The organism is Altibacter sp. (assembly GCF_019913785.1).
Taxonomy (GTDB): domain Bacteria; phylum Bacteroidota; class Bacteroidia; order Flavobacteriales; family Flavobacteriaceae; genus Altibacter.
Window position 1 is genome coordinate 1 of sequence record NZ_JAIOHK010000073.1, and the last position, 13,104, is coordinate 13,104.

Annotated in this window: 11 protein-coding genes and 1 tRNA gene; 5 read left to right on the plus strand and 7 right to left on the minus strand. The window is 40.2% G+C overall.

Annotated features, from left to right (window positions below; all coding sequences use genetic code 11):
* Positions 1-208: 208 nt before the first annotated feature.
* Positions 209-3,496, plus strand: a complete 3,288-nt coding sequence (locus tag K8F54_RS13060) for a VCBS repeat-containing protein (RefSeq protein WP_290791669.1) — start codon at positions 209-211, stop codon at positions 3,494-3,496.
* A gap of 10 nt (positions 3,497-3,506) precedes the next feature.
* Here K8F54_RS13060 and K8F54_RS13065 read toward each other — a convergent pair whose 3' ends face one another.
* From K8F54_RS13065 to K8F54_RS13080, 4 genes are all read right to left on the minus strand, one after another.
* Positions 3,507-4,166 (minus strand): uracil-DNA glycosylase family protein, encoded by a 660-nt coding sequence (locus tag K8F54_RS13065; RefSeq protein WP_290791671.1) that lies wholly within the window; start codon positions 4,164-4,166, stop codon positions 3,507-3,509.
* Positions 4,166-4,924 (minus strand): peroxide stress protein YaaA, encoded by a 759-nt coding sequence (yaaA, locus tag K8F54_RS13070; RefSeq protein WP_290791673.1) that lies wholly within the window; start codon positions 4,922-4,924, stop codon positions 4,166-4,168. Before yaaA ends, K8F54_RS13065 begins: the two co-directional genes overlap by 1 nt.
* A 90-nt stretch (positions 4,925-5,014) precedes the next feature.
* Positions 5,015-6,058 carry an RluA family pseudouridine synthase gene (locus K8F54_RS13075; protein ID WP_290791689.1) on the minus strand — a complete coding sequence of 348 codons (1,044 nt, stop codon included), beginning with the start codon at positions 6,056-6,058 and terminating at the stop codon, positions 5,015-5,017.
* Positions 6,045-6,683: a Stk1 family PASTA domain-containing Ser/Thr kinase gene (locus tag K8F54_RS13080; RefSeq protein WP_290791675.1), complete on the minus strand. Its 639-nt coding sequence runs from the start codon at positions 6,681-6,683 to the stop codon at positions 6,045-6,047. Before K8F54_RS13080 ends, K8F54_RS13075 begins: the two co-directional genes overlap by 14 nt.
* Positions 6,684-6,780: 97 nt before the next feature.
* Here K8F54_RS13080 and K8F54_RS13085 point away from each other — a divergent pair, with 97 nt between their 5' ends.
* A complete protein-coding gene (locus K8F54_RS13085) occupies positions 6,781-7,764 on the plus strand; it encodes a D-alanine--D-alanine ligase (protein ID WP_290791677.1) in 984 nt (327 codons plus the stop codon).
* Positions 7,765-7,814: 50 nt separating this feature from the next.
* The gene (gene coaD, locus K8F54_RS13090; protein ID WP_290791679.1) at positions 7,815-8,267 is read left to right on the plus strand and encodes a pantetheine-phosphate adenylyltransferase; all 453 of its coding nucleotides are present in this window, start codon (positions 7,815-7,817) and stop codon (positions 8,265-8,267) included.
* 76 nt (positions 8,268-8,343) lie between these two features.
* Here coaD and rpsT read toward each other — a convergent pair whose 3' ends face one another.
* The 3 genes from rpsT to proS all read right to left on the minus strand — a co-directional run bounded on the left by rpsT (position 8,344) and on the right by proS (position 10,248).
* Entirely contained in the window at positions 8,344-8,595 is a 252-nt protein-coding gene (gene rpsT / locus K8F54_RS13095; RefSeq protein ID WP_290791681.1) for a 30S ribosomal protein S20, read from the minus strand.
* A gap of 27 nt (positions 8,596-8,622) precedes the next feature.
* Positions 8,623-8,694 (minus strand) — tRNA-Glu (locus K8F54_RS13100).
* 78 nt (positions 8,695-8,772) lie between these two features.
* A complete protein-coding gene (gene proS / locus K8F54_RS13105) occupies positions 8,773-10,248 on the minus strand; it encodes a proline--tRNA ligase (protein WP_290791683.1) in 1,476 nt (491 codons plus the stop codon).
* 102 nt (positions 10,249-10,350) lie between these two features.
* Here proS and K8F54_RS13110 point away from each other — a divergent pair, with 102 nt between their 5' ends.
* Both K8F54_RS13110 and K8F54_RS13115 read left to right on the plus strand, forming a co-directional pair.
* Positions 10,351-11,394: a hypothetical protein gene (locus K8F54_RS13110; RefSeq protein WP_290791685.1), complete on the plus strand. Its 1,044-nt coding sequence runs from the start codon at positions 10,351-10,353 to the stop codon at positions 11,392-11,394.
* Between the two features lie 31 nt (positions 11,395-11,425).
* Entirely contained in the window at positions 11,426-12,946 is a 1,521-nt protein-coding gene (locus tag K8F54_RS13115) for an outer membrane protein transport protein (RefSeq protein ID WP_290791687.1), read from the plus strand.
* Positions 12,947-13,104 lie beyond the last annotated feature (158 nt).

The following is a 13,104-nucleotide window of genomic DNA, read 5'->3' on the forward strand; positions in this document are numbered from 1 at the left end:
TCATAGAGTCATTAATTTAAATTAATTTGATTTGTTAATAAGGTGTTAAGGTACTATAATTTTTTTTTTCTAAAAAATAATACCTTAGGATTTTTAAGTTTTCATATTTTAGTCAAACATAAGCTAGCTATTTTATTTTTTTAAACAAACTTATTTGGCCGTTAACTGCTTGGTATTAATATATTTGTGTAACATTAATTTTGTTCGTATGCATACTAAAATTTTTACTTTCTTTATCCTCCTAGGGCTTCTTTCATGTTCTGAAAATGCTTCAGAAAAAGCCAAAAGTGGGGGTTATACAGACGGAGCTACTCAACAATTCACTAAAATCACTTCCGAAGTCTCTCAAATTGAATTTCAAAACCTTGTAAAAGATGATATGGAATACAACTTTTTAAATTACCCTTATATGTATTCCGGGGCAGGCGTCGCTGTTGGAGATATTGACAATGACGGGTTGCAGGATGTCTTTTTGGTTTCCAATTTCGGGGCGAATAAATTGTTCAAAAACAAAGGTAATTTCACCTTCGAAGACATTACAGCAAACTCAAATACTGAAGATGCAACAGGATTTTCCACAGGGGTGACCATGCTCGATATTAACAATGATGGCTGGATGGATCTGTACGTATCCAAAGCCGGGGCGATAGGAGATGACAACGCAAGGCGAAATAAACTTTTTGTAAACCAACAAAATGGATCCTTTACCGAAGAAGCCGCTAAGTGGGGACTGGATGACCCGGGTTATACCACCCAAGCCTATCCTATCGATTACGACAAAGATGGTGACTTAGATCTCTATGTGGTGAACTACCGATACGACTTTAAGAATAACACCAAAATTAGTAGTGAAATTCAAAGTCAGATTGAAGAAATTACCAGTGACCAATTGTACAGAAACGACGGGAACACGTTTACAAAAGTAACCGGTGAAGCGGGTCTTTACAACAAAACCTGGGGACTCGCCGCTGCGATTGGTGACTTTAATAACGATGGTTGGGATGATATCTATGTTTCAAACGATTATTTGGAACCGGATCAACTGTATATCAACCTACAAAACGGAACCTTTCAAAATCAAATCAATACCCGAATCAAACACATCTCTTTCAACAGTATGGGAAGTGATTACGCCGACCTCAACAATGACCTCTATCCAGACTTGATCACCTTAGATATGCTCGCCGAAAACTACGCAAGGGGCAAACAAAATATGGCCTCCATGAGTACCTCCAATTTTATGACCATGGTAGCGGTGGGATACCACCACGCCTATATGGCCAACATGCTGCATTACAATATGGGCAACGGAAAATTCAAGGAAACGGCACAGTTTAGTGGAATCGTAAAAACAGATTGGAGTTGGGCACCGCTTATTGCCGATTATGATAATGACGGACTTAAAGACGTCTTTATTTCAAACGGAATTGCAAAAGATTATACCAATCAGGATTTTAGAGGTGAAGTGTTAAAAAGACAGCAGGGTGGTGAACAATTTACCTTAGAAAGTGTGCTCGCCTTGCTGCCTTCAGAAAAACTAGATAACTATATGTATCAAAACAATGGGGATCTTACTTTTTCTAAGGTAACTGAAGATTGGGGGCTTAATGATCCTACCTTTTCGAATGGAGCTGCCTATGCCGATTTTGACAATGATGGCGACTTGGATTTGATCGTAAACAACATCAACGATGATATTGGACTCTATCGTAACAATGCGAACGCCAATGCTACCCAAATAAAACTTAAGGGCCCTGCCAAAAATCCTATTGGAATTGGTGCCGATGTCTATGTAAAAACTGCCAAAAACACTCAGTTTCAAGAGTTACAACTTACTCGAGGATACGAATCGTCAGTAACGAATGTGCTGCATTTCGGGCTCGGTGACCAAACAAAAATTGAAGAGATAGTAGTGCAATGGCCCGATGGAAAAGTTTCTAAAGTTTTAAACCCCCAAGCCAACAAACTCATCGAGATTGACTACGCTTCAGCAAAAACCGATGCACTGGCGATGCGGACGTATCGATCACAAAAGAAAAATGTGGATGTTGCCCAATTGGACATCGATTATATCCACAAGGAAAATGAATTTAATGATTACGATCTGCAACTGTTGATCCCACAAAAGCAATCCACCAAGGGGACCGGACTCACCAAAGCCGATGTGAATGGAGATGGTCTAGAAGATTTCTTCGTTGGAAATGCGGCCGGTGCTTCCGCCGCGTTGTACCTTCAAAATTCCAATGGAGGTTTTTCAAAATCGAATGAGGCTTTATGGAATGCGGAAGCCAAATTTGAAGATGCCAACGCCCTGTTCTTTGATGCAGATGGCGATAACGATCAAGATTTATATGTAGTGAGTGCGGGCTACGAATTAAGTGCAAATAGCCCCTTGCTTCAAGACCGGCTCTATCTAAATGACGGTTCTGGAAATTTTAGCAAAAGCAATAAACTTCCCAAAATGCTCACCTCCGGAAAAAGTATTGCTGTGGCCGATTACGACAAAGACGGTGATTTGGATCTGTTTGTGGGCGGAAATGTCATTCCGGGAAAATATCCGGTGGCACCTCGTTCCTATTTACTGAAAAATGAAAATGGAAACTTTGTTGACGTAACAGCTCAAAATGAAGGAATGGCAGCAATGGGAATGGTTTCCGAAGCAATTTTTACCGATTACGACAACGACAACGATGTAGATCTCATGGTGGTTGGAGAATGGATGGCTCCTACTATTTTCAATAATCATAAGGGAACATTTGAAAAGATAACCATTGAAGGATTGGACCATACAGAAGGTTGGTGGTTTAGTGTTTCCGCAGCCGATTTTGATGGCGATGGCGATCAAGATTACGTCCTAGGAAATATTGGAAAGAACAATAAGTTTCAACCCAAAAAGGATAAACCCATATACATTTACGCCAAAGACTTCGACACCAATGGTACCTTTGACGTGGCATTGAGTAAAATCAACAATGGAAAACTGGTTCCCGTGCGCGGAAAAGAATGCAGTAGTCAACAAAACCCCTTCCTCTTGGATAAAATTCAGACCTATAAGGAATTTGCAAGTTTAGAAATGAACGATATCTACGGAGAAGAAGAATTAAATGACGCCTATCAATTGGTGGTACATATGTTCGAAAGTATCTATTTGGAAAATCTGGGCAACGGAAAATTCAACATAAAGAAATTACCCAATGAGGCACAACTGGGGCCAAGCCTTTCTTTTGCCAATACCGACGTAAATGGTGACGGTCACTTAGACATTCTTGCAGTAGGAGCAATCTATGATGCCGAAGTAGAAACCATTCGTTACGATGGTAATTTTGGGTATGTACTTCTAGGCGATGGGAAGAATGGTTTTACCTATGCCAAAGAGTACGATCCATTTATTGACAGTGACGCCAAAGACATCATGCCTTTTTCCCTTAATGGAACGGCTTGTTTTATGGTGGTGAGCAACAATGCCCCGCTGGAGATTTTTAGTTATAACCTATAAGGCGACTGTTTCAGAAAAAAGGCGCGTATTGTTCAATTCTGAAATCGATTGTAGTCTTTTCAGGGAATTCCTGTTTCACTCTTTTGTAAGCCGCTAAACTCCCTACTGCTCTATTTGCCGCTCCTGAAGGCGCTGTCAGCGATATCGTTTTTATAATTCGTGAGGTATTTGGAAGTTGGAATTGATGAATTCGCGGTACCTCATGGGAAACTACTTTTAGCGTTAGGTCGTATGCTTTTAAATGTCTTCGGAAAAAATATTCGGGGCCATTTTTACTATTGCCTCCTGTAAATAACAGCGTATCTACCATCGGATTCTTTTGAAGTGTTGAGATCAAATCCCGAAGTACAATATCCTGCATGCCCAAATCGGAAGCATCCACCTTATCTCTTTTGGCCGAAGCCACAATATCACAGATTCCGATGCCGCGTTCGGTTAAAAACTGTTTGCGTTGTGCAATAGCTTCGGCTGTTGTTTCGAAATTCAAATTCAGATTAAAAATTTCATTCAAAATAGACCATAGCTGTCCGTCTCGACTTCCGTAGCAAAAATTGACATCCCCTTCTTTCAAGGTTCCGGTGGTAAATCGCGGTGGCGGCAAGGTGCCCACAATAAGCTTTGTCGCACGGTTTGGAATAAATGGCGGGTATGGATGGGTGTGTAGAAACACTAGCGGATAAAGACCAATTCGGTTTCGGTAGACATGGCTTCACTAAAACCATACCCTTCATAATTAAAGCCTTTCACATGGTCGAGGGACTTTGCATCGATGTCTAATAGGTAACGCGTCATATACCCCCGAGCTAGTTTCGCAAAGGTCATGATGGATTTGTACTCCCCATTTTTCAAATCTTTGAAGACGGGGGTGATAACGGGCACCTTCAGCGCTTTTACATCAATCGCCTTAAAGTATTCGTTGCTCGCCAAATTGATAAAGAGTTCCCCTTCTTTTAATTCATCATTAAGAGCTTGGGTAATTTTTTTCTTCCAGAATTCATATAAATTTTTATGCTTTCCTACGGAAATACGGGTACTCATTTCCAAGCGATACGGCTGAATAAGATCTAGTGGTTTTAAGACACCATACAGGCCCGAAATAATACGAAGCGAATTTTGTAAAGAATCTATTTTTCCCTTCGGAAGCGTATAAATATTCAAGCCACGATACACATCGCCGCTAAACGCATAGACCGCGGGACGCGCATTGAAACTAGAAAAGGGTAAGTTCCATTCTTGGTTTCGTTCGTAATTGAGTTGTCCCAAATTTGCCGAAATCCCCATCAATTTGGACAAGCTTCTTGCCGACTTCTTTTTCAGCAGTTTATTAAGGCGTTCGGCTTCGGGAAGAAAAGAAGCTTCAGAAAATTTGGCAGTTGGCAATTTGGATTCAAAATCTAATGATTTTGCTGGAGATAAAACAATTTTCATTGGAATAGCATTTCTTCAAAAATAGCAAGAATTGAACAAACAAACTCAGAAATTCATCGTTAGAAATAATAAGGTGATAAGTACAATCAATTACTCGTTCACGTGCTTTGAGTAATTCCGCCATTTTTCCAGACACTGCTCCATATCTTCGGGAATAGCTGTTTCAAAGCGAAGCATTTTACCACTAACCGGATGCTCAAACCCCAAAGTACGAGCGTGTAATGCCTGACGTGGTAAAATCTTAAAACAATTATCCACAAACTGTTTGTACTTGCTGAAACTGGTTCCTTTTAAAATCTTATCTCCACCATAACGCTCGTCGTTGAACAAGGTATGACCAATGTGTTTTAAATGCACCCGAATTTGATGGGTACGTCCGGTCTCTAGGCGGCAAGAGAGCAAGGTTACATACCCAAGACGCTCTATCACCTGATAATGAGTAACGGCCGGCTTTCCTTTTTCATCGGCCTCGTCACCTTCAAAAACCGTGTTCTGCAGGCGATTTTTTGGATGGCGACCAATATGTCCTTCAATGGTACCATTATCCTCCTCCACATCTCCCCAAACCAAAGCCACATATTCGCGTTCGGTGGATTTATTGAAAAATTGTTTCGAAAGATGGGTCATAGCCGCTTCGGTCTTGGCGACAACCAAAAGACCACTGGTGTCCTTGTCGATACGATGTACCAAACCGGGGCGATTGCTACTGTTATTGGGCAGATTATCAAAATGAAAGGTAAGCGCATTGATAAGGGTTCCGCTATAATTTCCATGACCGGGATGTACCACCATACCGGCCGGTTTATTCACTACAAGCACATCGTCATCTTCATATACAATGTCGATAGGAATATCTTCGGGTACCAGTAAAAATTCGTAGGGTGGGTGCTCAAAAAGTACGGTGACAATATCGTTGCCTTTTACCTTATAGCTAGACTTTACGGCGATATCGTTTACATAGATATTTCCGTCTTTTGCTGCTTTCTGAATTTTATTCCGCGTGGCATTTTCAACCCGATTCATCAGGTATTTATCCACGCGCAAAGGCTGCTGTCCCTTGTCGGCTACAAACCGGAAATGTTCGTACAGGTCATCATTGCCTTCTTCTACTATTCCTTGATTAATTTCCGCCATCATCTTCTGCTTCGGGTAACGCATCTTCGCCATTTTCAACACCTTCAGAATCACCATCGGTACCTTGCCGCAAACTACCCGAACCATCGCCTAAAATAAGGTCGATGACCGATGTGATTTGTAATTCGGCTCCCGGTTCAAGTTTTTCACCATTGTAACGCATCTCCAACAATTCATCTTTAGCGATATAAGGGCGGTAACTCACTTTCCCAATTTTAAAACCCATCGCCAGTAAAGTAGGTTCGGCCTGTCTTCTAGTTTTACCAACTACTTCAGGAACGGTAACCTTTCGATAGCCCGACGGATTTAGATACAAATATATTTTGCGGTCTTCCTTAACGAATTTTCCCGCCTTCGGAATCTGTTCTATTACCGAGTATTTAGGAAAATCGGGATTATAATTGGCCGAATCTAATATTTCAAACCGTAAATCGTTCTCATCCAAGATATCCTCCACATCATCTAACGACAGTTTTGCCAAGTTGGGCACTTCTATTTTCTGTCCGTGATTGGTTGTACCTCGAAGCCACCATAGTATAAGGAAAGACAGTATGATAAGGGCTAAAACTGCATACAGCAACTGCTTTAAAAAAGCCTTGGTAAACAAATATTTTAAAAAGGTCATACGTTGATTGTTAATACGCAAAAATATAAAACCTAAAGTTAGTATCTTTCTAACCATAAGTGATATTTTTGTTAAACGTTGTAATCTGCACTTTGTTATGAAAAAGAAAAACATTGCGGTGGCCATGGGGGGCTACTCCAGCGAATTCGAAATATCATTATTAAGCGGTTCGGTGGTTTGTGAATCCTTGGATCCTGCTTTATACAACATCTACCCTATTCATATTTTGAAAGAGGGTTGGTATTATGCAGCGGAAGACGGCACAAAGTACGAAATAAACAAAGCCGATTTTAGCTTTCAAAGCGGTGCTGAAACCATTGTACCCGATGTCATTTTTAACACCATCCATGGTACCCCTGGCGAGGATGGTTATTTACAGGCCTATTGGAAGCTGTTGCAAATTCCTCAGTCCAGTTGTGACTTTTATCAGGCGGCGCTGAGTTTCAACAAACGGGATTGCCTTTCGGTGTTACAGCACTTCGGAATAAAATGTGCAAAATCGTATTACCTGAATAAGGGCAACGAAATTCACCGTGAGGAGATTGTAAAAATTGTAGGATTGCCGTGCTTTGTGAAGCCAAATAGAGCCGGATCGAGTTTTGGAGTGAGCAAGGTACACGATATGGAAGACCTTGTTGCGGCTATTGAAAAGGCATTTGAAGAAGATACAGAAATCATTATTGAAACTGCTTTGATAGGTGTGGAAATCTCTGTGGGCGTATATAATAATAAAGATGAAGTAGTGGTGCTGCCGGCTACCGAAATTGTTTCGGAAAACGACTTTTTTGATTATGAGGCCAAGTACTTGGGAAAATCTCAGGAAATTACACCTGCCCGCATTTCAGAAGAAGATATGGCAAATGTTCAGGCCGAAGCCAAACGAATCTACGGTCTGCTGAATATGGAAGGAATTACCCGAAGTGAGTTCATTATTCAAGATGGAATTCCCTACTTCTTAGAAATCAATACTACTCCCGGGCTTTCCAAAGAGAGTATTGTGCCGAAACAGGTTCGAGAGTCGGGACTGACCTTGCGACAGTTTTTTGGAATTCTGGTTGAAAATGCATTATCGAAAAAGTAACTATCTTTAAAATATGAAATTAGCCAAATAAGTATAAATAAAAAGCAAAAATGAAAAGAGCAGTTTTTCCGGGTTCATTTGATCCTATAACCTTAGGACATCTAGATATTATCGAAAGGGCCATACCTCTTTTTGATGAGATCATTATTGCCATAGGCGTGAATGCCGATAAGAAATATTTGTGGTCTTTGGAAGATCGCAAGCGGTTCATTGAAACTACCTTTGCTTCAGAAAAAACGATCAAGGTAAAGACCTATTCGGGATTGACCGTGGATTTTTGCAAGGCAGTATCGGCTAGTTTTATACTTCGTGGTTTGCGCAACACCGCCGACTTTAATTACGAACAATCCATTGCACAGACCAATAGTAGCCTTGCCGGGGTGGAGAGCGTTTTTATGATGTGCTCCCCGAAGTACAGTAATATTTCCTCTTCGATAGTCCGTGATGTTTTCAGAAACGATGGTGATATAAGTGCCTTAGTGCCTACATCGGTCTTAGGTTAAAAATACCGACGATATATCAAATAAAAAAAACTCCTTCAATTGCTTGAAGGAGTTATTATTTTATATTGGAGAATTCTTATAACGCAGCTACGTGCTTCGCCATATTCGATTTTAGGTTAGCCGCTTTATTATCATGAATGATATTTTTCTTCGCTAACTTATCGATTATTGAAACAACTTCAGGAAACATTTTTTCAGCTTCTTTCTTGTTGGTAAGTTCTTTGAACTTCTTCATAACATTACGAGCCGTTTTATGTTGGTAACGGTTACGTAAACGTTTTGTTTCGTTGCTTCTAATTCTCTTTAATGCTGACTTATGATTCGCCATTTTGCTTTTTTTAAATCTTAATTTTTGTAGTCCGTAGGGGAATCGAACCCCTGTTACCAGGATGAAAACCTGGCGTCCTAACCCCTAGACGAACGGACCATTGGTTTTTAAATGCGGATGCAAAAATACAACTATTTTTTAATGCCGCAAATCCTGTAATAGTTTTTTGCAAAAAATTTAATAGGCTTTTGCAAAAAGCACCTTTCGCTTAGAAGGTTTTCCAGTAACCATGCAGGTTCCGGCTTCGGTATCATCATCCAAAGGGATACATCGAATAGTAGCCTTTGTTTCGTTTTTTATCTGTTCTTCTGTTTCCGTTGTTCCATCCCAATGTGCTAATACAAAACCTCCTTTCGACTCCAACACTTCTTTGAATTCGGCATAGTTAGAAACCGAAGTGGTATGTGAAGCACGGTGGTCGAAAGCTTTTTTATACAAATTGGTTTGAATTTCTTCCATCAATTGCACAAGCTGTGCGGCAACCGTATCCATGGAAAGAATTTCCTTCGTAAGCGTATCGCGACGCGCCACTTCAACGGTTCTATTTTCTATATCCTTGGGGCCAATCGCAATACGTACAGGCACACCCTTTAATTCATATTCATTGAATTTCCATCCCGGTTTGTGTGTATCCCGGTTGTCAAATTTCACACGCAGGCCTTTTCCCCGAAGTTCTTTCATTAGTTTAGTAGCAACTTCACTTACCGCTTCAAACTGCTCATCGCTTCTATAAATAGGTACAATCACAACTTGATCGGGTGCCAAATTTGGAGGTAGCACCAAGCCGTTGTCATCACTGTGTGTCATAATTAGGGCTCCTACCAAACGCGTAGAAACACCCCATGAAGTAGCCCAAACATACTCTTGATTACCTTCTTTGGTCGCAAACTTCACATCGAATGCTTTGGCGAAATTCTGACCCAAAAAGTGTGATGTGCCTGCTTGAAGCGCCTTTCCATCCTGCATCAAGGCTTCGATACAATACGTCTCTAACGCACCCGCAAAACGTTCGCTTTCAGTCTTGGTTCCCTTAATAACCGGAACTGCCATATAATTTTCAGCAAATTCGGCATAGATATTCATCATTTGTTCGGCCTCGGCGATTGCTTCGTTTTTAGTAGCATGTGCCGTATGCCCTTCTTGCCATAAAAACTCAGCTGTTCTAAGAAATAACCTTGTACGCATCTCCCAACGCACCACATTAGCCCATTGGTTGATCAACAAAGGAAGATCTCTATACGATTGAATCCATTTGCGATAGGTATCCCAAATAATGGTTTCTGAAGTAGGTCTAACAATCAATTCCTCTTCTAGCTTGGCATCGGGATCTACTTCAATACCACTTCCATCTTCTGCATTTCTAAGTCGGTAATGTGTCACAACGGCACATTCTTTCGCAAAACCATCTACATGGCTCGCCTCTTTACTGAAGTATGATTTTGGGATAAAAAGTGGAAAATACGCATTTTGATGGCCTGTTTCCTTAAACATTCGATCCAATTCTGCCTGTATTCGTTCCCAAATGGCAAAGCCGTAGGGCTTAATCACCATACATCCTCTTACGCCCGAATTTTCAGCAAGATCTGCTTTGATAACCAGTTCGTTATACCATTTTGAGTAATCCTCACTTCGAGTCGTTAAATTCTTAGCCATAGTGGGTAGTTTGGCACAAATATTGTGTTTTTGTTAAATGTTTGTTAGTTCTCGGCAAAACTAACTATTTTTATAATGTCCAACAATTAAAATACCGCTGTTATGCAAACTCGATACCCCTACCTTAAAAAATTGATCCCATTAGTGTTTATGGGATTATTCGTATTACTCTTAAGTTCTTGCGGTACACACAATACTGGATATAGTGAAACCGATGGGATTTATACTTCCGAAACGGATACAGAAAGCACTATTGCTGAAGAAACCAACGATAAGTCAAATTATTACAAACAATATTTTAATTCGAAAACAAAGGTTTACGAAGATCTCCCGGACGAAGATTTGATTTTTACCGACATTGAAGCCTATTCAACCACAGAAAGCTTAGACGAAGAAGGCTATATCGTAATTGAGGAAGAAGCCTATGATGATGGCTACGGTCCCTGGGGAGATAATTCGGAAGATATTACGATTAATGTATATAATTACGGAGGATATTATGGTGGTTATGCTGGACACTACTATAATCCGTATTGGTATGGTTACTGGGTTCGTCCTTACTGGAGCATTGGATATACTTGGGGATGGGGCTACCCATACTATGGATACTATGGCTGGGGATATCCTTCCTATTATTACGGGGGTTATTACGGTCATTATTACAACCCATACTACGGATATGGCGGTTATGGCAGCAATATTGCCTACAATCGCGGAAGAAGAAACCTAGATTATTCTAGAGGAAGAACAACTGATAGAGGTAAATCGAATGTATCTGACGGAAGAAGTTCGTATTCCAGATCTGAACTAACACGAAGAAACAATTCGAATACGGTACGAAGAAATTCGACGTTTACCAGAGATAGAAGCACGAATATTCGTCGTAATTCGACCTTAAATAATACGAGATCCAATTCTAATAATTCTATAAGAAATACAAGAACCACGCGACCTAATACGAATACAATCCGAAATAATTCCAGTAATCGAAATAACAATTCGGTGCGTCGATCAAACAATGTGTCAAGACCGAATTCGAGTTCAAACAACTCGGGATCTTCTGTGAGAAGTTCGGGCGGTAGTTCTCGTTCATCCGGCACAAGTAGAAGTGGAGGCGGAAGAAGAGGTGGTGGTGGTCTCGAATAACAATTCAATTTAATTATAACTTTTTATGGCTATGAAAAGAATTACATTCTTACTCATAACGGTCTTTGCTATGGCTGTTACAAATGCTCAAGATATCTCCGACGGACTTCGATATTCTTTAGAAAACAACAGTGGAACTGCGCGATTTAATGCCTTAAGTGGCTCATTTGGGGCCTTGGGGGGAGATGTATCTGCCATCGCAATTAACCCTGCGGGATCTGCGGTATTTCTAACCAATTCAATTACGGTATCCCTTGGTGTAAATGATATAGACAATTCGGCGACCTATTTTAATACTTCGGTTAAAAGCAACCAATCCGACTTCAATCTGAATCAGGCGGGTGCCGTCTTTGTTTTCAACAGCAGGAATGAGGATTCCTCCTGGAAAAAATTCAGTATTGGTGTAAATTACCTTAACAATAAAAATTATAATGATGATTTGTTTATTGCCGGTACTGGAAATACATCAATTGGCGAGTTCTTTTTGGCAAACGCACAAGGTGTACCATTAGATCTCTTGCAACTTCAAAGCGGCGAAACCATTTCCGATTTATATGCTTATTTAGGCGAAACACAGGGAGCCGCCGCTCAAAATGCATTTTTAGGGTATCAAGGCTATATTATAGACCCTGTTGACCCAAATGACCCTCAGAATTCACACTATATCTTAAACATTGCTCCGGGGAGCTTTAATCACGAATTTGTCGCTTTGGAACGAGGATATAGAGGAAAATATACAGCGAATTTTGCCACACAGTATACGGACAACTTTTACTTCGGAATTAATTTAAACTCGCACATTATTGATTACGATCAAAGCACTTATTTGTATGAAGGTAATTCGAATGTTGGCAGTTTAGTTTCTGAAGTAGGCTTCGAAAACAACCTATCCGTATTAGGATCAGGCTTTTCGGCACAAATTGGAGGTATTATGAAAATTGGGCAAAATAGCCGAATAGGACTTACTTTTGATACGCCAACTTGGTATGTGGTTTCTGAAGAAACTACCCAATACCTTGAAACGAATCGTATAGAGGACGAAATGTCAATCAATGAAATTATTAATCCCAGAGTTTTGAATATTTATGAAGATTACGATCTAAGAACTCCTGGAAAGATTTCAGTAAGCGCAGCACATATCTTTGGAAAAAGCGGGTTGCTAAGTTTTGACTATAGCTATAGTGACTTCTCGAATATTCAATTTGGCCCTACCTCCGACCCTGTTTTTGCTTCAGAAAATACAACTATTAACGATCTTTTACAAGGTGCAGGAAGCTATCGTTTAGGAGGCGAATATCGATTTGAACAACTAAGCCTTAGAGCGGGCTTGCGTTATAATGAAAGCCCTTATAAAGATGGAAATACGATTGGTGACACCAAGGGATTTTCGTTAGGTCTTGGCTATAATTTTGGAAACTATAGTTTTGATCTCTCTTATGCACGTGCGGAGCAGGAAAGAAACCAACAGCTTTACAATATAGGATTGACGGATAGCGCAGCTATAAATACTGTTTATAGCAATTTCGTATTTACACTAGGTTTTAATCTATAAATTAAAAATATAGTACTAAAAAAGCCTCTCAGATTATTGAGAGGCTTTTTTAATCATCCTAGTTAATTTGCTATCTTTTTAGGGTAAAATGCCCTTTAAACTCTTTTGCTGTATCGTCCTCGGTATACTCCACCACGAACCAGTAATCACTCGATGGA